Below are 21,386 nucleotides of genomic sequence, written 5' to 3' on the forward strand. Positions count from 1 at the left end.
GTCAGCTCTTGGCTCCCAAGGGGGAGACCAGACCGAAGGCATGCCAGCGTTGTGCGTTGGAGCCATTGCAATCGAACAACACGAGCTGGGTGCCGTTGTCGATCCGTGCGTTCGGCAGGTCGAGGCAGCGGCCGGACTGCGGGTTGTAGAAGCCGCTCGTGGCTGTGGGGAGCCATTGCTGACCTCCGGTTCCCTCGCAGGCCGAGAGCTGGGCGGGGGTTCCGTTCGCGATGCCACCGCCTGCGGCGGTCACGCACTTGCCGACTACGCGCATCTCGCCGTTCTCACGGATATCGAAGAGCTGGGGGGCGCCTGGGTCGGGGTTGCAGTCCCAGATCTGGATGCGGTTGCCCTCAGCGGTGCTTCCGTGGTTGTCGTCGGCGCATTTGGTGGCGCTGACCGCGGAGACGAGGGTGGTGCTGCCGGCCGAGGGGACGGTGGAGTGGTTGAAGACTGCCACGTTGCTGATGCGCCCCTGGAAGAAGGACGAGGGCTGGCCGGCATTCTTGAAGCGGCCCAGGACCAGAGAGCCGGTGGCGTTCCAGGTATTGCCCTTGGCGTGGTGGCCGGTGCCGGCGAGGGTGCCGTTGACGTAGAGGGCGATCAGTCCGGTCCGGTCGTCGTAGGTGGCGGTGAGCTGGGTCCACTCGTTGACCCGGACCTTGGCGGCGTCGTTGACGACACTGGTCCGGTCGTAGTCCCAGTTGTCGTCGTCCTTCTTCGACAGTCCGAACTGCCACGTGCCGTCCTGGTCGTGCCAGATCATGAAGCCGCTGGAGCGCTGCCCGTCCTGGCTGAGGACGACAGACTTCTCCTGGGACTTGACCCAGGCGGAGACGGTGAAGCTGCGGGAGGTGTCGAGACCGGGGCCGGCAGCGGTGACGGTACCGGACGCTGCGCCGTCGAGGGCGACGACCTTGGTGGCCGCGCCCGCCACGGTGTCGTCGGCCCAGCTGGCGCCAGTGGCGCTGAGCGTGGCGTTGTTCCTGCCGCGCAGGTCGGCGGCCGCGGTTCCGGTGCCTTCGTTCAGCCTCCAGTGAGAGCTGGATATGCGGGCATCGCCCATCGTGCGGCCGGTCCTGAATCCGGTGACCTTCCCGGAGACTGCGGTGCCGTCCCAGGTACGCAGCCGGTGGAGGCTGTCCACGGCCCAGAGGTCGGGAATGCCGTCAGCACTGGTGTCGCCCGACGAGCCGACGATGGGATGGTCGGCTGCCTTGAGGCCGGAGCCGATCTTGGTGCGCTTCGTGTGGTCGCCGAGGGCGGCAGGGTTTCCGGCGACGTTCGCGTACTGGTAGACATCGCCGGTGATGTTGTCGCGGGCCCAGAGGTCGGGGAGGCCGTCTCCGGTGGCGTCCCCTGGGGCCAGCAGGGTGAGGTTGTCCCAACCGGAGGGGCTGAGCACGAGTACCACCGGATCGCGCAGTTCGCCCGTTGCACCGGCGCCCTGGAACAACACCAGCGAGCTACTCGTACCGTCGTTCTCCACCGTGAGCAGGTCATTACGAGGTGCGACGCCTGCTTCCGGCAGCGCGTCCCCGACGGCGAGGATCTGGTTTACCCGGGTCCAGTTCTCGGCGTACTCGCTTCCACACGGCCGGCCTGTCGCGGCGACGGTGCAGTCCTCTGTGTAGGGCCGCTGGACGGGCATGGCTTTGGCAGCGTGGTAGTAGAGGCCGCCATTGGCTGCGAGCCCGCCCTGGGTGAGAGAGTTGCGGTAGAGCGTGAGCTGTCCGTCGCGGTAGGCCCACAGGTCGTCGATGCGGATGCCGTTGCCCCCGCGGTGGGTGGTCAGCGTGCCCTTGCCCCAGCCCTTGCCTCCAGGGCTGTTGGCCGCGTTGGAGGCGATGACGCCGCCGGCGGCCGGGTCGACGGCGGTCGGGTAGACGACGAGATCGCCGTTGTCGGTGGGGGCGATGAAGTCGACCCGTTCGTCGCCGGTGATGTCGCCGAGGGTCGTCTTGGCGTTCGGGTTGTCGGGCACGTAGAAGGCGTACGTGTGCTGCTGCGAGCGGTTGCCCGCGCGATCCACTGACTGGACGCGAAGGATGTTGGTGCCCCAGGTCGTGGGGGTTAGTCTGATGGTGGCGCTTTCATCAGCGCTGACGTCGACCGAATTCGCGCCACCTACCGGGATGGTTCCGTTGAGAGCCCACTCGTAGGAGATGACTCCGCTGAGGGAGTCGGTGGACTTCACCGTGAAGGTCCCCGGCTGGCCGATGTGCTGCGTGGAGCCTGGCAGGGTGCCGGACGGCGGGTATTCCGCAGAGGTCACCACGGGAACCGACGGTGGCTGGGTGTCCATGGTGAAGGTGCACCCGGTGACCCAGTTGGAGGCCATGTCGCCGTCGCCACTCTGGACGTCCCATTTGTAGGTGTGGCCGTCCGCGAGGTTGGTGGGGTGGGCGGACACCCAGTGCGTTCCGCTTGCGGCTCCGACCCAGCCGCTGTCGAGGGCGAGGCTGGAGTCCGCGGTGTCGCGGACGACGAAGCGCGCGTCGTTGGGTTGCCCGTCCGGGTCGCCGATCCATGCGCCGAGGACGAGGCCGGCGTAGTTGGTGGCGCCAACCCAGCCACAGCCGTTGCCGTTCGGGTTCTTCGGAGTCGGGTACGTACCCAGCTCCCATGGGTCGTACGGGGGCCGGTTGTACTCGACGTACAGGAACGGCAGATCGTTCTTGTCGCGAGTGAACCGCTTGAAGGAACTGTTCCCACTGCTCTTAGACTCATTGGAGGCGAAGAGGCCGTAGGTGACGCTGCCGCGCCAGTGGTTGGCGGCGATGTGGTCACGCACGTCCCACTCGCCGCGGGTCGTGGAGCCGGGACAGCCGGGGCCGCCGGCGCTGTTGAGGGCAGTGGTGCGCAGGACCTCCCAGTCGCGCGGCTGGGTGTTCCAGGTGATGTCGGAGAGCAGCGGTTCGGTGGAGTGGAGGTCCACGTTGTAGGTCCTGCTGCACGTCGCGTCCGCCGCGTAGGACTGGGTGGCGAAGAAGGAAGCCTTCTTGATGCTCTTGTCGCCCAGGTCGCTGGTGTCGAGCTGGACGTAGTAGCGCTCCAGCCCGGTTCTGGTCCGCCAGCGCTGGTAGCCGACGCCGGGGTCGTATGTGTCGCCGTAGTCGTCGTAGCTGACGGTGGTGGGGTAGGCCTCCTGGACCCATGCCCAGTGCTGCGTGCCGCGGCTGGTGGGCTGCCAGGCCGGGTCGATGTAGACCGGGTACGCAGTGGCCGGGTCTGCCAGGAAGGTCTGGTCAGGGGTCAGGACGAGAGAATCCTTGCCCAGCTCGGTCCGGAGTCGGGACACCTTTGCGAAGTCCCCGGGGCCGTCGGTACCGGAGAGGGACTTTGCAGGCTCGTTGTCCGACCCGGTCGGCGTCGTGTTCTTGGCCGACTCGGAGAACGTGGTGGAGCCGGAGGACTTGGTCAGCGGCGCCCGGACCGGGGCAGTGGAGTCCCACATCGTCGGGGTGGGCGCTTGGAAGACCGTACGGCCGGAGGCGTCGGAGGCCTTCAGGTTGCCGTGGCCGTCGGAGGAAACGGTCACGCCCTGGCCCTTGAGGCCCGTAGTCAGTTTGGCGAGCTTCGGATGCTTGGCGGCTTCCGCCGACTTGACCACGAGAATCTGCGAGATTCCACCGGCCTTGTCGGCCGTCACCTTCAGATCGGTGCCCGGCACCACTTCGCGGTAGAGGGCGCTGTCGCCGTCCAGCGCAGGGGTGGGGAGCGGCTCAGGCCAGGTCAGCACCAACTGCTTGCCGTCCTGGTCCAGCGTGGCGAGCGGCGTGGTGCCTCCGCCCGACAGGGTCAGGCTGCCCACTGAGGCCTTCGGACGGAGCGTGCCGTCGGTCGCCTTGACGAGGGTGGCGTCGAGATCGACCCACTTGCCGTCGCGCTTTGTACGAAGGGGTGTGACGCTGCGCGTCAGGCCGAGGGAACCGTTCGGATTGGCCACCACGGTGTCGGTCTCGGTCGTCGCCGCCGCCACGGGTACGGGCTTTCCGGTGCGTTTGGCCTCCGCGAGGGCGGCCTCCTCTGCTCGCTCCCGTTCGGTACTAGGCCGCTTCGGCGGCGTTTGGGCGGCGGGGGCTGCCGATATGCCCACTCCGGATGCCGCTAATACGGTGGGCGCTCCGCCCACGGATGTGATGGTCAGGGCCAGCAAGACCATCCCTGCAACGGCGATCGGCCGACTGGCTGGTCGCCTCTCTCTCAGTGTGCCCCCCACGGCAAACTCCCCGGTCTGATAGATGGCTGTCAACTGGGCGTGAACGCTAACAGCCCTTTACTCCCAGCCGCTGCGGGTGCGAATCTGGAATCGCAGATTCCCTGGCGCTTATTTCCGCAATCGGGATCAATTGACTGACGTGATCGAGACAGCCTGCAGCCTGACGGGTAACTTTCGGTCATCTTTCGTCGATGTGTACGCCGGTGGGGCACCCCTTGTCTGAATTGCTCTCGATTTTGCGATTTGCTAACACGCTAGGCTGCCAGGCCAATTGATCCACTCGGCGACCGTGGGGGGAATGCCGTGTCGGTACCAGCGGCTGGATTTCAGCCAGTAAGAAGAAAATCGAAGATTAAACAGAGCGTCGCGATTCCGGTTTTAGTGGCGCTCTCGTTAGTCGTCGGAGCAGGCACGGCCGAGGCCGCGCAGTGGCAGCCCAAAGAGCAGCGTCGCTGGTCACCGGGCAGCCTGAAGAAGACCGAATCGGTCTCCGGGAAGAATGCCCCGAAAGCGGAAGTTAAAAATCCGAAGGGCGACGGGGCGCGAGCATGGCGGCCGGTGGACGTGTACTGGCCACCCGCTTCACGGGCGGAAGTGGACCTGGGCGCGGTGGCGTCCGTCCCTCCGCGCAGCAATCTCCTCGCCGCGCCCACGCCCTCCGGCGTAGAGGCACCTCCCGCCGCAGACCCGAGTCGCGCGGGTGCCGCTCCCGTCTGGGTGAGCTCGGCGTCGGCCAAGGACGGGCTGCGCACCGGTAAGGCCGCCGTGCAGGTCACGGACAGGTCGGGGGCGGAGAAGGCTGGTGTGCAAGGGCTGCTGCTCGCAGTCCGACCAGTCGGGGAAGCGTCGAAGGGCGGCCCTGTCAGGGTTTCGGTGGACGCCTCGTACGTTGCGGGAGCCTTCGGCGGCGACTGGCTGTCCCGGGCTCGCCTGGTTGCTCTGCCCGAGTGCGCGCTGACGTCTCCCGAGCGGGCGGAGTGCCGTACGCAGACACCCCTGCCGACCGCGAAGGACGGCAACCGGGCCGGCTTGCTCAGCACTGAAGTGACTCTCAAGGGCGCCTCGACAGCGGGCGGCGAGCGCGCCAGCAGCGCCTCGGACGCCGCAGGCGGGGCAACCGTGATCGCCGCATCAGCGGCTCCGGGCGGCCCGGCTGGTACCTACACGGCCACCAGCCTTGCCCCCTCCGGCAAGTGGACCAGTGGCAGCAACGCTGGCGGCTTCTCCTGGTCGTACCCGATCAACGTTCCCGACGGGCTGGGCGGTTCCAAGCCCGCTGTCTCCCTCGCCTACAACTCCCAGTCCGTTGACGGTCGCACCGCTGCCACGAACAACCAGGCCTCATGGATCGGCGAAGGATGGGACTACTCTCCCGGGTTCGTCGAACGGGCCTTCAAGCCATGCGCCAAGGACGGCCAGGCCGAATCGAGCGAGCAGTGCTTGGCCGGCCACAACGCCACCCTCTCTCTGAACGGCAAGTCCTCGACCCTCGTGCGGAATGACGCGACCGGCACTTGGCGGCTCGAGGACGACGACGCATCGAAGGTCGAACGGCTGACCGGCGCGGTCAATGGCGACAACAACGGTGAGTACTGGAAGGTCACCACCGCAGACGGTACCCAGTACTACTTCGGCGTGGGCCGAAAGCCGGGCACTACGACCGCTCCGCCGACGAACTCTGCCTGGACCACACCGGTCTACGGCAACAACTCCGGCGAGGAGTGCCACCAGTCCACCTTTGCCGCGTCCTGGTGCCAGCAGGCCTGGCGCTGGAATCTGGACTTCGTGGTCGACCCGCGCGGCGGGTTGATCACCCACTGGTACGACACGGAAACCAATCACTACAAGCGCGGGGCATCGGCTGCGACGCCCAACGGCGACCTCACCCCGTACATCCGAGGCGGCAGTCTGACCAAGATCACATATGGCTCGAAGCTTGCCGACGCGGACACCGTCAAGCCGACCGCCCAGGTGCTCTTCAACACCTCCGAGCGCTGCCTTCCCGAAAAGGACGTTTTCGACTGCGCCTCGGCCAAGCTGACCAAGGCCAACGCAACCAAGTGGCCCGATGTCCCCTTCGACCAGAAGTGCGCGGGCACGGGCACCTGTGAGAACTACTCCGCCACGTTCTGGACCACCAAGCGCCTCACCAAGATCACTACCCAGGTCCTGAACACCGCCGGCGGCTACGACAACGTCGACCTCTACGAGCTCAAGCACGAGTTCCCCAACCCCGAGGATCACACGGCGCCCGCCCTGTGGCTCTCCTCGCTGACCCGCACCGGTTACGACGGCGAGACCAAGTTCGAGAGCAAGCCCGTCACTTTCACGGGCAAGCTGAGGAACAATCGCGTCGACTCCAGTGTCGACAACAGGCCCGCGATGAACCGGCGCCGCATCGTCGGGATCACCTCCGAAACCGGCCAGGTCATCGACGTCGGATACGCGGACCCGGACTGCGCGCCGGGAGCCAGCCTGCCGTCCTCGAAGGACGCGAACACCACACGATGCTTCCCGGTCTACTGGAACCCGGACGACAAGAGTCCCAATGATCCGACCCTGGACTGGTTCCACAAGTACGTCGTCACACGCGTCACCGAGATCGACCCCTTCGGCGGTTCCCGCCCCCAAGAGACGCGGTACGAGTACGTCGGGGGCGCCGCCTGGCACCGGGACGACGAGGAACTGACCGAGGACAAGCGCCGGACCTGGAACCAGTTCCGCGGATACGAACAGGTCATCACGCGAGCCGGCACCGCCCCCGACGCCGTCTCCAAGACCACGAACTTCTACCTGCGCGGTATGGACGGAGACGTCAAGGCCGACGGCAGCAAGCGCACCGCCACATTCACCGGCCTCACAGGCAACACGGTCAAGGACAGCAACCCCCTTGCCGGCATCCTTCGCGAAACCCAGACCTTTGCCTCCGACGGCGGCGAACTCGTCACCGTGACCCAGAACGAGCCGTGGCTCTCCGGCGCCACCGCAACTCACAGCCGCGGTACGAAACTTCCCGCTCTCACGGCCCAGATGCAGCGAGAGGGCTCCTCCCAGGAGAAGAAGCTGCGTGCCGACAAGACGTGGCAGACCACCTCGGAGAGCGTGAAGTACGACGACACCTACGGCACGGAGCAATGGACCCTCGACCGGGCCGATGGCTTCCCGGACACCTGCACCGTGACGTCCTACGCCCGCAACACCGGCGCCTGGATGATCGACCGCGTCTCCGAAACCGTCGAGACTCGCAGCAGCGACTGCACCGCGGACGCGACGGAAGCGAACACCCTCGGTCGCACCCGCACCTATTACGACGGCCAGCCCCACGGCACTCTCACCGGATCCGGCCAGGTCACGAGTACTGAGGAACTGGACCGCTTCGAGTCCGGGCAGCCGAAGTACAGCGTGAAAAGCGCCACCACCTACGACGCCTACGGTCGCGTCACCAGTGCCACCGATGCCATCGGCGCCAAGACCACCACTGTCTACGAGCCGGTCGGGCCCGCTCCCGCCACCACGGTCAAGGTCACCAACGCCAAGGACTGGACGACGACGACGACCCTGCACCCGCTGCGTGCCGTGCCGGTCAAGACCGTCGACCAGAACAACCGCACCACCGAGGTGGCCTACGACCCGCTCGGCAGGACCACGGGCGTCTGGCTCCCCGGCCGCGCACGCAGCGCCGGCGCCAGCAAGGTCTTCGAATACGACCTCACCAACACGGCCGCGAGTTCCGTCACCACCCGGACGCTCCGCTCGAACCAGTCCTACGCGACCTCCATCGCAATCCTCGACGCGTTCGGACAGCAGGTCCAGGTCCAATCGACCCCGCAGAACGGAGCGGCAACCAGCCGTCTGATCACTGACACGTACTACGACAGCCACGGCCGTGCCTTCAAGACCAACGAGCAGTACTTCAACACCACATCAGACCCGGTGAAGACCCGCTTCATCGCCGACGAGAACATGGTTCCGGGCCAGAACGGCACCATCTACGACGGAATCGGCCGTCCGGTCGCCAAGATCTTCTCCTCCAAAGCGATCGAGCAGTGGCGCACCACCACCACCTACCCCGGCGCCGACCGCACCGACACCACACCGCCGAAGGGAGAAACAGCCGGCAGCGTCATCACCGACGCCCTCGGGCACACGGTCGAGCGGCGCAAGTACAAGTCCGCCAAGCCCGAAGGGGACTTCGACAGCACCCGGTACGCGTACAACCTCGACGGGAAACTCACCGGGATCACCGACCCGGCCGGGAACGTCTGGACCTACGAATACGATCTCCGCGGCCGCCAGATCCGCTCACTGGATCCCGACAAGGGCGCCTCGAGCGTCACGTACGACGACGCCGGGCGTCCCGTATCCACAGAGGATGCGCGCGGCACCAAAATTTTCACCAGCTACGACATCCTCGGCCGCCCCACATCCCGCAACCTGAACACCGTCGACGGCACCAAGCTGGCCACGTACGAGTACGACACCCTGCTCCCTGGCCAGCTCACCGCCTCCACCAGCTGGGTGGAGGGCAAGCCCTGGCGGCGGGAAACCACTGGTTACGACACCGGGTACCGGTCCACCGGGACCAAACTCACGGTCCCCGCAGGCGAAGGTGCGCTCACCGGCACCTACACCTCCGCCACCACCTACGACCCCATCACGGGGCTGGAGCGCCGCACCACGCTGCCCGCCATGGGCGGCCTGCCCGAGGAGCGCCTGAGCACCGGCCGCAACGTCAACGGTCTGCCGGTCTCCTACGGATCGGACAACGTCGCCTACGTCAACTTCACCGACTACGACGAGTTCGGCATGGTGCAGCGCACGACCTTCGGTGACGACCCGCGGCAGGTCAGCTTTACCCAGACCCGCGATCCCGCCACCGGACGTCTTCTGAACACTCAGCTCAAGAAGCAGGACTCCGGGTCACCCGTCGACATCACGGACTACACCTACAACCCGGTCGGCGATGTCACCTCGGTCACCAGCACCCAGGGCGCCGCACGCGAGACTCAGTGCTTCACGCACGACTACCTGCGCCGCCTGACTCAGGCCTGGACCGACACCGGAACCACAACAACCCAGCCCGGACCGTCCGTCCCCGGCATCGGCGCCTGCGCCAATGTTTCTCCGCAGCCGGGCAAGGTCGGCGGCATCGTGCCATACCACCAGTCCTTCACCTACGACGTGATCGGCAACCGCACCTCATCCACCGACCACGACCCCGCCGGCGACACGGCCAAGACTGTCACGACCACACACACCTACCCGGCGCCCAGGTCCCCGCGACCCCACGCTCCGACCGCCACCACCAGGACCACAGGGGCAGGTCCCTCCGTCAGCAAGGCGACCACCTACGACGCAGCAGGCAACACACTCACCCGCCCCGGTGCCGCTGACACCACGCAGACACTGACCTGGACGCCTGAAGGCAAACTCGCCTCGGCGACAACCGCAGCCGGCACGTCCACGTACCTCTACGACGCCGACGGCAACCGGCTGCTGCGCAAGGATCCGGGAAAGACCACGCTCTACCTCGGCTCGAACGAACTGACCCTCAACACCAGCACGAACGCGATGTCCGGCACGCGCTACTACGCCACCCCCGGCGGCACCACCATCGTCCGGACATCCGACGGCAAGATCTCCTACGTCGCCGCCGACCACCACAACACCGGCACCACCGCCCTCGACGCCGCAACCCTCCAGGTCCAGCGCCGCGCGACCAAGCCCTTCGGCGAGGAACGCGGCTCGGGGCCGGCCTCATGGCCCGGAGAACGGGGCTTCGTCGGAGGCACGCAGGACAAGAGCACCGGACTCATCCACTTGAAGGCCCGGGAATACGACCCGGTGATGGGCCGCTTCCTCTCCGTGGACCCGCTGATGGTGGCGGACGACCCGCGCCAGCACAACGGCTACCAGTACGGCAACAACAGCCCGCTCACCGAGTGGGACCCGACGGGTGAGGCCCTCCCGGAGTGCCAGAGCGGCATGTACAAATGCACCAACGGCAGCAATCCGTACGACTACGGCCACAATTACGAGAAGGAAGTCGCCATCGCCGGCGGCACGCTCGATGCAAAGTATGTGGCCCGCAAGAAGAGTTACCAGAGGGCGTGCCGCTTCGAATCCAGCTGCAAGTCGTCCTACGGCTACAACGCCCCCACCGCTAAGAAGGCAGCGAAGACTCCACCGAAGCAGAGTTGGTGGGACAAGAACAAGGGCCGAATTGTCCATCGAGCCATCAGTATCGGCGTCGGTTTCGGAGCAGGCCTCGCTGCAGTTGCGATCTGTGCCGGAACGGCCGGTATCGGCTGCGCCATCATCGCAGGTGCGGCGGTGGGGGTGCTGGTCGGGACTCCTGCACACTTGATTGCCGACAAGGCAATGGGGCATGAGACGTCCGGTGGTGAAGCGGCCAAGTATCTCGTTGGGTCTGCCGTAGGCGGCGGCTTCCAGGGAGGATTCCGTCAGATCATGGGAGCAGGCCCGCTTGGGGTTGGAGTTCAGGGGGTCCGACAGATGGCACCAGTCGTGGGCCGAGGGCTGGTCCATGGAGGGAAAGCTGTAGGCCACGCTGCGTACAGGGCCCTGGAAGCAACCGGTCGAGCACAGACGCGAGGATATGGCACGTGGAACTGAAGAGAGACGTCTCCCTGACCACCTGGCGGGCGCCTGCACACCGGGAGGCTGTGTATGCGAGCGGTCATACGCCTCTGGGTTCTGTAATCCTGACCAGGGGGCCTGGGGACCGCGAGCGCACCGAATCGGCCGCAGAGGCGTGGGAGGATTGGGCCGTAACCCTCCGGTCTGGGCAGCGCATGAAAGTCCACGGGCTTGCAGCTCCGGGATTCCCGGTCCGCAAGCGGCTTCGGTCGGGTGTGGCCGGCAGTGTGGAGGGTCAGCCTTTTCGAGTCATGGTCTCGTCTGCCTACCTTTGGTCGAAGCGTTCGGTCGGCCTCCGAGGGGACCACGGCGAGCTTGCGTTTACGACGACAGGCCTGGCCATGAGCTTGGCGGAAGACGGTGTCGTGCGGGGCGTGAGAAGGGGTGGTGGCTGGGAGTTCTCCGATCCCACAGCACCCGCCATTCTGGCTGCATGTCTGTTCGAGTGGGCTGAAATGGCCTACTTCCTCCGTACGCCGGGCCTTCGTCTGCTCTAGTCTCGATTGCTCATGGATCCTCGTCGGCAGCGCAGCAGGAATCAGGCCCGGCTGACACACATAGGCCCCCGGAGTGCGTCTCCGGGGGCCTAGGTCGGCCTCGCGCCTGAGCTGTGGGACTTCGCCCACCAATAGCAGGCCTGACCGGCCGCACTTCTAGCGGGGGAGAGGCAGAGAGAGGTGCTCAAGATCGATTTCTTAGCTTCGGAGGTTCCACTCGTAGACAACATCCTGCGCGGTTGCCACCTCTGCTGAGATCTCGCGTCCGTTAACAGCGTTTGCAATCTCCGGAGGGGCGGACGCGGTCGGGCGACACGCGGCAGCGAGCGACTCGGCAAAGCACTCCCAGAGCCACAACCTGCCACCGATGCTGGTTGAAGGATTCACTGCATCGATCCTCTCTGCGATGGCGGCAGGCTTACTCAGCAAGGTCCCGCGGCATTCCGCTTCGCGCCCCGGGTGGCTTTGGCCCTGTCTGTCCCGGGGACGCGAAGGCGGCCGTGACCGGTAGGCACGCCGTCGCGGTCTCCTCGGACGTCTGGGCGTCAGCCGCACCGTGGATTCCTACGGACGTCAGTCGACCCCTCTCAGGTAGACGCGGCTGCTCCGTTCGTCGATCTGCGCCACCGCGACCTTGAGCCAGTTCAAGTCGCCCTTGCAGGGAGCGCATACCTGCCCTTCCCTGACCTTGGGAAGCGAATCCGGTTCCGGCAGCCCCAGGCGTGCGAAGGGCGTAGCCGGTGTTGCCTCCGCGGGGAAGGGCTGCTCGCGCAGTCTGAGGGGCTGCTCCGGCTTCAGCTGGGTGAGGAAGGGGTCGACGGATTCCGTGGGCAGGACGAAGGACAGGATCAGCCCGTCGTCCTGGAACCCCCTGCGGTGCGCCGCCGCGGTCTGGGTCGCTGTCGAGGGGACCTCCACGTGCAGGGTCCGGGCGACGGACTCGGTGGTGGTTCCCTCGACCCAGTCGGACGTCCCCGGGTCCGCGGAGCGGCCGGTTTCCCTGCCGATACCACCGGACGCTCCGGAGCAACCGGTGGCGAGCGCGCCAAGCAGCACCGTTGCCACTGCGAGTACCGGGGCGCGTCCCGGTCGTCGTGCGCGGATCACCGGGCTGCCGAATTGCGGCCGATGTCCGTGCGGGTGCCGGTCCGCCCGGTGTCCTCGGGTGCGGGCCAGGATCCTCCTGCCGACAGGTCGTGCCGTTGTACCGAGCTGCTTCCTCGCATGTCGAACTCCCTGGCCAGTCCCGTTGTGTGCATGCGGGCCATGTCGGCATCGGTGACGGTGGTCGGTCCGATGGGCGTGGCCTTGCCTGGGTCCCAGTTGTAGCGGTCCCACACATTGACCTGGTACTCGATACTGACCTGCGGTTCCCCGTCGGGTCCGGGGACGGCGGTGACCACCCCGGTCGTATTGGTCATGCCGCTGCCTACGGCCAGGTACCAGTTGTTCGTGCCGTCCGGCCCCTTCTCGTGCTCGTATCCCGTACTGCTGGATTCCACGGGGATGGCGACGGGCTTGCCGCCCGATTTCTCGAAGGCTTCCAGCGCCTGTTGCCGCCACTCGTCCTGCTCTGCGGCCCGGATCTTCGCCACCGCGTCTCGGATCGACGGGTCGTCGGCGAGCATGCGGTCGACGTCCAGATCGAGCGTCTTGCCGCTGCCGTTGAGGTAGTGGTCCATGTGCCGGGCGGCGTCGGTCTTGCCCATGGCGTCGCCGGAGTTCGAGATGCCGTTGGCCTGGATCTCTTTCCAGTAGTCCGACAGCCCCGGGGATTCGACGTCGTACGGTCCGGCGCCGTCGTCCGCAGAGACCTGCTTGACCTGAGGGCGGAGCAGTCCGGCGGCAAGGAGGTCGTCCCGGTGCCGGGACCACAACTGGGCTCGGGCCTCGGGCCCGAGTGACTGCCAGAGCCGTTGCAGCTCCTTCCGCTGCTTGGTGTCGGCCTCTTCGCCGAGCCCGGCCAGTTTCAGTGCTCGGGGGAGCATCTCCTGGTCGAGGGAGGTGTATGTCGCATGGCCGGCGTTGTGCGGATCCGCGCCGTGGCTGCCGCGCAAAGCGCGTACGGCAACGGCGTCGACCTCGGCCGCGTGGCTCACCACTCCGCTCAGGGTGTCGGCGTACCAGCGCATGAGGTCCTGCTTGCGCTGGCCGGGACCGTCCACCTCGCAGACCAGGGCATCCTCGATCGTCACCGCTCCGCCTTGCCCCACACGGACGTTGAAGCCTGCCTCCTTGGCATCGGCGGTCACGTTCTTCGCCTGCTGCTGGATGGCCACCAGTTCGGAGTGGGCGTCCTGGAGGACGCTGAAGATGCTCTTGGCCTCCGTGTGGAGGTCCTCTATCTCCTTGACCGTCTTGCCGACGAAGGCGCGGGTCACACCGGCGTTCACGCCTTCCCAGCGAGCCCTCTCGGCTTTGGCCTTTACCCCGTCGCGCGCCTGTCCCCCCAGACTCTGCAGAGCGTCGGCCGTGCGCTTCCAGTCCTGCACGGCGGATCCCAGCTTCGTGAGGTCGAGTTCCATGAGGTCCGAGTAGTCCATGCCGTGCTCCCTACTTGAGGTATTCGTCGATACGGGAGACGGACACGGCCGAGCCGTCGCGGTTGCGGAGCGAGGCCGCGATGGCCTCGTCGTCCGCGGCGTGCGCCTTCTTGGAGTAGTCCAGGTGGTTCGAGATGTGGGCGCATGCCTGCAGGACCGTCTTCACCTGGGAGGTCCACACGGACACGGTGGTCTCCAGCTCGCCGCCGAGTGAGAAGCCGGCCGTTTTCAAGGATGCTGCGGCCTGCATCGTGGAGCCGCTTCCTGAGCGGTCGACGCTGGCGCCGGCAATGTCGGCCTGCTTCTGCAGTTGGCCATGCAGCAGGAAGGCCTCATGCCCGACTTCGCCCAGGTCATCCTGGTGTACAACCAGGTCGGCCTGACCGCCACCAGGTCCGCTGGCCACCTGGTTGAGGCGCATCGACACCGGTCGCTCGCCAGCCGCATCCACCTTCGCCTTTTCCCATTCGTCCCACACCATGGCGCCATTTGATCATGTTTGGACAGGTGAGGTAGGAGTAATGTGAGCCAGCTTTCACATGTGAACAAGATGGTCTTCCGGTTGACCATGACGACGGCCACGGCCACGGCCACGGTCACCGGCCCGCGTCGGAGCCTCGACGCGCATTGTCCCCGGGAGCGGAGCGGTCGCACGGATTGCCGCGGGACCGGGCGCGACCGGCGGCCCGCTCGACGTGCGCACCTCCGGAACGGGCCGGGGCCGGCCACCGGGTGTCGGATATCGTCCCTGCAGTGAAGCTCGTATCCCTCCTCACCCAGCGGCGGACGTCCGGCCCACCGGCCGGGCCGCGGGCCGCCACGTCCGGGGCCCGGCTGGGCTGGCTGGACGCGCTGCGCGGCACCGCCGCCCTGATCGTGGCACTGCACCACTTCGACGTGCTGCGGATGCTGCCCTTCGGGGGCGCGGTCTGGCGGCACTTCGACATGGGCCTCTTCGGCGTCATGCTCTTCTTCATCGTCAGCGGCTACATCATTCCCGCCTCCCTGGAGCGGCGGGGGGACGTGCGTGCCTTCTGGATCGGCCGGATCTTCCGGATCTACCCGGCCCTGATCGCGGCGTTCGTCCTCTCGTTGATGATGCTGCCGGACGGCGACGGTTCGGTCGCGTTGCTGCGCACCGGCGACGACCTGGCCTCGCTGGTCGCGAACGGTCTGATGCTCCAGGACCTGCTCGGCGTCATCAACGGCATGAGCGTCACCTGGACGCTCTGCTACGAGATGGTCTTCTACTTCCTCGTCACCGCCCTGTTCACCCGTGGCCTGCACCGGCACAGCGCGCCGATCGCGGTGGGCCTGGCCTGCGTGGCGCTGATGACCGGCACGGCCGTCGGCACCCGGCTGCTGAACACCGAACTCGGTTCGACCCGCACGCTCCTGCTGATCGTCACGCCGATCGTGCTCGTGGGGCTCGCCGGCGTGCTCAGCGGGAACCGAACGCTGACCGGGGTGGGCGCGCTCGTCCTCGGCGGCACCGGCCTGGTCCTGGTCACGCTGAACGGCCGGGCACCCGCCTTCGAGACTTGGATGATCTTCTCGACGATGTTCGCCGGGACCGTCGTGTACCGGGCCCAGCACGGGCAGCTCGCCCGCGTCCCGGCCCTGTTCGCCTGCGGGTCCGTCGTCGCCGCGGGCGTGCTGGTGGGGTGGTTCCACAACCGCGGCACGGTCCTCGAACTGACCTGGTCCTCCGGTTGGAAGGCCTGGTCGGTGGCCTACCTCGCGGCATGGGTGCTCTTCGCCGTCGGCTTCCTCCTGCGCGAGCGCCGGTTCCCGAAGGTGCTGACCTGGCTCGGTGCGATCAGCTTCTCCGTGTACCTGCTGCACGTCCCGGTGCTGCACACCATCCAACCGCTGCTGGGGGTTCCGCCGCAGCCGTCCTCCGCGCTCGGCAGGATCGCCTGGACGGCGATCTTCCTCGGTGTCGTGGTGGCCGTCAGCCACCTGATGTACCGGCTGGTCGAGATGCCGATGCAGCGCGCGGGCCGGCGGGTGCAGCAGGCGGTGGAGCGCCGCCGCCCCGCGGCCCCGCCGCAGGACTCCGCCCCGACCGCTGCCGAGCCCGAGCCCGCGCTCTCCGGGCCGCGGCGGGACTGAGCGGCTTCGCACGTACGCGATCCCGCCCCGGCCCCGCCCCGCCCCGGCCCGGTGGGCGGGGCGCCCCGCTGTGATGTCCGCCTCCGGCGGGCCGTGGCCCGGGAGCCGGCCGTACGGCTGCTCCCGGGCCACGGTCGTGCGGTGGATCAGTTGCTCTGGTAGACGCCGAACATGTCGACGACGAGGTCCGTCTGCTCCCAGCCCCGGTTCCAGAAGTCGATCACACCGGTCTTGCCGGTGCTCGCCTGGACCAGGTTCGGGACGGTGGCGCCCCTCGTCCAGTTCAGGTTCGAGGAGTTCGGCGGCGTCGGCCGCTTCCACGTCTCGTTGCCGTACTGCGCCCAGGTGTTCGGGTCGGGCGCGACCGACAGGTGACCGCTGCCCTGGGTGTTGGTGACCGTGGTGTTCAGGACGTACGCCGTGTTGTTCGGCCTGCCGTCCGCCAGCGGCAGCCAGCGGTAGTCCTGGCCCGGCACCGGCAAGTCCCACTCACGCGAGTCGTGCAGCCGTGTCGGGAGCACGGGCAGGTAGGCCGCCCCGCCGTTGGAGGTGTAGTAGCCGACGACGTCCACGATCACGTCGGCCGGGTCCCACGCGCCGTTGCGGACGGTGATCCTGCCGTCCGGGCCGACCGGGACGATCACCGAGTTCGCGATCGTCTGGCCGCCGCTGAAGTTCACGTTCGAGGTGTCCGGAGCCGACTGCCCGCTCGGGAAGAGCGTCAGGTGACCGGCGCCGCGCGGCCCCGTGACGGTCACGTTGAGCGCGACGGCGGTGACACCGCTGTACGGGACCCCGGCCTGGCCGGTGACCTGGACCGGGAACTCGCTGCGCCCGGCGACCGGCCCCCAGGCACCCTGGCCCGCACGGCTGTCGACGATGCGGGACGGCTCCAGCGCGGTGTAGCCGCCGGCGGCGGACCGGGTGAAGTAGCCGGTCACGTCCGCGAGCAGGTCCACGTCGCCGTAGCTGCGGTTGACGAGTTCGACGTAACCGTCCGCGCCCACCGGCACGATCGTCATGTTCGGCACGGTCTGACCCGCGACGAAGTTGACGTTCGAGGTGGTGGGCTGTTCCGTGCCGGACGGGTAGGCCGTGATGTGGCCGCCGGAACGGGGGCTGACGACGGTGACGTTGAGCGCCACCGCGGTCGCGTCGGCCGGGATGCCGCTGTTCCCGCCGACCTTCACCCGGGCCACGCCGTACGGGGTGACCGGGCGGTTGCCGCCGCCGACGCCGCTGCGGGTGTCGAGCAGCCGGGTCGGGGCGTGCGGGGTGAACTTGGAGCCGGCGGCCTGGACGTCGACGCTGTTGGTGGCGGTGACGTTGTTGTTCCGGTCGGTCAGGGTGACCGTGATCCTGTGCTTGCCGACCTGGGCGAAGGTGTGCTTCGAGGTCAGCAGCTCGGTCCTGGTGACCTGACGGGTGTCGGTCTTGCCGTCGCCCCAGTCGATGTCGACCCGGACCGGCGATCCGCCGCCGGTGTTGACCTGCGCGTCCAGGCTGATGCCGTGCGCGCTGGTGCCCGAGGCGGCCAGGCCGACAGAGAGGTCCGTGCCGCCCTTGGCCGCGGCGGCCGCGGCACCGTGGGACGTGCGGACCGTCTGCTCGGCAGGGCTGCGGAAGACGGCCGACTTCACCGCCGCGGCCGCAGCCGCGTCGATCGTGGCGGAGGCGCTCCCCCGGCGCTCCGCGGGCTGCTCTGCGGCCTGGGCCGCGGTCGGTACGAATCCGACGACTGCCGCTACGACGGCAGCCGAAATCATGACGCGGTGACGCTGCACCGGTCCCCCCTTGTTATTTGAACCAGTTCAGAAAATGAAGCGCGTTCAGGGTCGCACAGGGCTGCTGCTCGATGCGAACAGATTTCCGAAGTGTGTGAACGCCCTGCCGAAGGGGACGACGGGGCGTGCGTGGTGGTTGCACCGAAAGTGATCGGGTTCGTTCGAGGGGCGGACGGTGCCGCTGTGCGCCCGGCGGAGGCCGGCGGCGACCGGCGACGGTGCGGGCGATGGGGGTCAGGCCACCACCCGCGGCCGCGCCGCGTCGTCGAGCGAGCCCGGGTGTCCGGTCCCCCCGTGCCTCCGGGCCCTCGCTCCGACGTGCCAGCCGCTCTGCCGGCCCCTGTCGCCCCACTCGTGGTGCGGACGTCCCCCAAGGCCCCGGCGGCGGCTGTCAGTCGGGACCATACCGGCAAGCCCCGGCAGGGCGGGCCGGGTGTGGCCGGGTGTGCGGCCGGTGCCGGGACCGCGCCCGGCGATTTCGGCGGGCACGTACGGAGGGTGGCCCCCTGATCGCTTCCAGGGTGCGCCGGAGGTCCGCAGGGCCCGCCGCCCATGGGCTCCGGCGGGTTCCCGGGCGCGCGGCGGTCCACCCGGCCGGAGGTGAGGATGTCCGGTTCGGGGCGCTACCGGCAGCCGCCGCAGGTCACTTTCGAGCCGTTTGAATTTGGCTTGAACAGCTGGGTCGTGGTGGCGAGAAATAGTCGCTCGGGTGTGATGGGGAAACGGAATCGGGTCATCCCGGATGAGTGTGAGATGTGGCCGATTCGTGTGGAGCGTTCGTAATCCGGAGATTCCCTCTCGACACCTCAAGAGTTCCTCAGAAGGCAGTTGGGCGGCTTGACTCGATCTAGGTCCCCCATGAAAGATCTAGGGGTGCGGAGGGGGGCTGCACGTTGCGGGCCGGTTGTTCGCATCCCCTTCGTGGCGCAGAGATCTACCAGGGGGAATACCGTGAAGTTCCAAGTGCTCGGACCGGTTGAGATAGAGACAGAGGACGGGATCCAGGTTTCGCCGAGAGCGCTCAAGCTCCGCTCGCTGCTGGCGTATCTCTGTGCCCACCACGGCGAGGCCGTGTCCTCCGGCCGGCTCATCGAGGCCCTGTGGTCGGGCGCTCCCCCGCAGACCGCCTCCACCGCCCTGCACGTCTACGTGTCCAAGCTGCGCAAGCACCTCCAGAGCCTCGACCTCGACGCAGCCGCCCTCATCACCACGCAGCCGCCCGGATACAAACTCCGGCTCGTCGGGTGCGATCTCGATGTCTATGAATTCGACCGGCTGCTCGGAACGGCCCGGGAATTGCGCCGGAACGGCGAACGGGAAAAGGCCTCGAAAACCTTCGAGCAGGCCATTTCTTTGTGGCGCGGTCAGGCTCTGGAAGACCTGCGCAGCATTCCGGCTTTCGAATCCCTCGGTCGCCGGCTCGACGAGCGCCGTTCTTTCGCGCACGAGCAGCGTTTCGAGCTCGAACTCGAACTCGGGAATCACAAGGCTCTGGTGGGCGAGATATACGCGCTGCTCGACGACAGGTCGACGTGGGAGAACCTTTACGCCTACCTGATGGTGGCGCTCTACCGCAGCGGCCGGACGGCGGAAGCGCTGGCCACCTACAGCAGGGTCCGGCGGAACCTGGTCGAGGACCACGGGATCGAGCCCGCCCCCCGCCTCCAGCGGCTTCAGCACGCGATCTTGACCCATGCCCCGTCCCTGGACGACTGTGGCGCGGATCAGCTGGTGGGCGTGAACGCCGCATGAGCGCGGTGGCCCCGCTGCATAGGCTGACCATTGGTCAATCCGGATCCGGATCAGGGTCCATGGAACGAGGAGAATCACTGATGGTCGGGTCCCGCGTCCTTTCCTTCGGGCACTATCAGCCGTCAAAGGTTTTGACCAACGCCGATCTGGAGCAAATGGTCGAGACCAGTGACGAGTGGATTCAGAGCCGGGTCGGGATCAAGACCCGCCGGGTGGCCGCCGAGGACGAGTCCGTTTCGGACATGGCAGCAAAGGCCGCAGCAAACGCTCTGGCAAATGCGGGCCTGACGGGAGCGGACATAGATTTCGTCATCGTCGCCACCTGCACGGCGCAGGACCGCTCACCCAACATGGCGGCCCGCGTCGCCGCGGCCGTCGGCGCGAAGGCCCCGGCTGCCATTGACGTGAACACGGCTTGCTCTGGATTCCCACACGCAATGGCACTGGCGGACCAGAGCATTCGGACCGGCTCCGCCACCAAGGCCCTGGTCATCGGCGTGGAGAAGCTGACGGACTTCGCCGACTGGACCGACCGGACCACGTGCGTGCTCATCGGCGACGGGGCGGGTGCGGCCGTCGTCGTCGCCTCCGAGGAGTCCCTCATCAGCCCGGTCGTGTGGGGATCGGTACCCGAGATGGGGCACGCCGTGCGCATCGAGGCGCCGACCCACACCTTCGCCCAGGAAGGGCAGTCGGTCTACCGCTGGGCCACCACCGCCCTGCCGAAGGTCGCCCTGGAGGTGTGCGAGCGGGCCGGGGTCAAGCCCGAGGACCTCGGCGGCGTCGTCCTGCACCAGGCCAACCTGCGGATCATCGAGCCGCTGGCCCGCAAGATCGGCGCGGTCAACGCCGTCGTGGCCAAGGACGTCGTGGACTCCGGCAACACCTCGGCCGCCAGCATCCCGCTGGCGCTCTCCAAGCTCGTCGAGCGCGGCGAGATCCAGAAGGGGGCGCCCGTCCTGCTCTTCGCCTTCGGCGGCGGACTGTCCTACGCCGGCCAGATCATCCACTGCCCGTGACCGGGAAGGACGACGTGACCACGGTGAAGTCCCCCTCCACCGCCCCCTGGTGGCCGCTGCTGCGGCTGCAGACGGAGGCGGTCGAGCCGCGGCTGCGCCTGCTGGTGTTCCCGCACTCCGGCGCCGGCCCCAACACCCTCTTCCCCCTCGTCGAACCGCTAGCCGACGACGTGGAAGTGCTCGGGCTGTCGCTGCCCGGGCGCGAGCGCCGGTTCGGCGAGACCCCCGGCTGCCGTCTCGACGACGTACTCGACTCCGTCACCGACGAGGTGCTCGGCCGGGACCCGCTGCCCACCGTGGTCTTCGGCCACAGCCTCGGGGCGCTCCTCGCCGTCCGCGCCGCGCACCTCCTCGGCCCGCACTGCCGCGCCGCCGTCGTCAGCGGCCAGGTCCCGGGCCGGACCAGGCGCAGGGCGCACGCCACCAGCAGCGAGGAGGACGCCGTGCGGCTGCTGCGGGACGGCGGGGGCACTCCGGAATGGGTCATGCAGGACCCGGAGATGCTCGCCCACGTCACGCGCGTCCTGCGCGCCGACATCGACCTCAGCCGGGAAGCGGCCGTCGGCTTCGAGGACGTACGCCTGCAGGTTCCCCTGCACGTCCTGGGCGGGACGGCCGATCCGCTGGTCCCGCACGAACCGCTGGACGACTGGGCCGACCACACGACGGGCCCCTGCCGGGTCCGCCGTTTCGACGGGGACCACTTCTTCCTCCTCGCCGACGCACACCGCGGCGCTGTCGTGGACACCCTGCGCGAGGCCCTCGCGCACTGACCGGGCCCGGCCGGCCGCCGC

Annotated in this window: 10 protein-coding genes; 5 read left to right on the top strand and 5 right to left on the bottom strand. The window is 67.8% G+C overall.

Annotated elements, in window-relative coordinates:
* Position 1: 1 nt before the first annotated feature.
* A complete protein-coding gene (locus AC2RP6_RS23100) occupies positions 2–3,982 on the bottom strand; it encodes a LamG-like jellyroll fold domain-containing protein (protein WP_486447913.1) in 3,981 nt (1,326 codons plus the stop codon).
* A gap of 543 nt (positions 3,983–4,525) precedes the next feature.
* Here AC2RP6_RS23100 and AC2RP6_RS23105 point away from each other — a divergent pair.
* Positions 4,526–10,858 (top strand): RHS repeat domain-containing protein, encoded by a 6,333-nt coding sequence (locus tag AC2RP6_RS23105; RefSeq protein WP_486447914.1) that lies wholly within the window; start codon positions 4,526–4,528, stop codon positions 10,856–10,858.
* A gap of 1,094 nt (positions 10,859–11,952) precedes the next feature.
* Here AC2RP6_RS23105 and AC2RP6_RS23110 read toward each other — a convergent pair.
* From AC2RP6_RS23110 to AC2RP6_RS23120, 3 genes are read right to left on the bottom strand one after another with little or no spacing between them, the layout of a single operon-like run.
* A complete protein-coding gene (locus tag AC2RP6_RS23110) occupies positions 11,953–12,435 on the bottom strand; it encodes a hypothetical protein (RefSeq protein WP_486447915.1) in 483 nt (160 codons plus the stop codon).
* A 47-nt stretch (positions 12,436–12,482) separates the two neighbouring features.
* The gene (locus tag AC2RP6_RS23115; RefSeq protein ID WP_486447916.1) at positions 12,483–13,922 is read right to left on the bottom strand and encodes a hypothetical protein; all 1,440 of its coding nucleotides are present in this window, start codon (positions 13,920–13,922) and stop codon (positions 12,483–12,485) included.
* 10 nt (positions 13,923–13,932) lie between these two features.
* On the bottom strand, positions 13,933–14,403 hold the full coding sequence (locus tag AC2RP6_RS23120; protein WP_486447917.1) for a hypothetical protein: 471 nt from the start codon (positions 14,401–14,403) through the stop codon (positions 13,933–13,935).
* 272 nt (positions 14,404–14,675) lie between these two features.
* Between AC2RP6_RS23120 and AC2RP6_RS23125 the strand changes: the two genes are divergently transcribed.
* On the top strand, positions 14,676–16,037 hold the full coding sequence (locus AC2RP6_RS23125) for an acyltransferase family protein (protein WP_486447918.1): 1,362 nt from the start codon (positions 14,676–14,678) through the stop codon (positions 16,035–16,037).
* Between the two features lie 146 nt (positions 16,038–16,183).
* Here AC2RP6_RS23125 and AC2RP6_RS23130 read toward each other — a convergent pair whose 3' ends face one another.
* Positions 16,184–17,821, bottom strand: a complete 1,638-nt coding sequence (locus tag AC2RP6_RS23130) for a PKD domain-containing protein (protein ID WP_486447919.1) — start codon at positions 17,819–17,821, stop codon at positions 16,184–16,186.
* 951 nt (positions 17,822–18,772) lie between these two features.
* Between AC2RP6_RS23130 and AC2RP6_RS23135 the strand changes: the two genes are divergently transcribed.
* The 3 genes from AC2RP6_RS23135 (at position 18,773) to AC2RP6_RS23145 (ending at position 21,365) form a co-directional block, all read left to right on the top strand.
* Positions 18,773–19,573 (top strand): AfsR/SARP family transcriptional regulator, encoded by an 801-nt coding sequence (locus AC2RP6_RS23135; RefSeq protein WP_486447920.1) that lies wholly within the window; start codon positions 18,773–18,775, stop codon positions 19,571–19,573.
* A gap of 80 nt (positions 19,574–19,653) precedes the next feature.
* Positions 19,654–20,592, top strand: coding sequence for a beta-ketoacyl-ACP synthase III (locus tag AC2RP6_RS23140; RefSeq protein WP_486447921.1), 939 nt, complete (start codon positions 19,654–19,656; stop codon positions 20,590–20,592).
* Complete coding sequence (locus AC2RP6_RS23145; protein WP_486447922.1) at positions 20,589–21,365, top strand: thioesterase II family protein; 777 nt, start codon at positions 20,589–20,591, stop codon at positions 21,363–21,365. The genes AC2RP6_RS23140 and AC2RP6_RS23145 overlap by 4 nt, the downstream gene beginning before the upstream one ends.
* Positions 21,366–21,386 lie beyond the last annotated feature (21 nt).

It is taken from the genome of Streptomyces sp. WAC03905 (genome assembly GCF_057371075.1).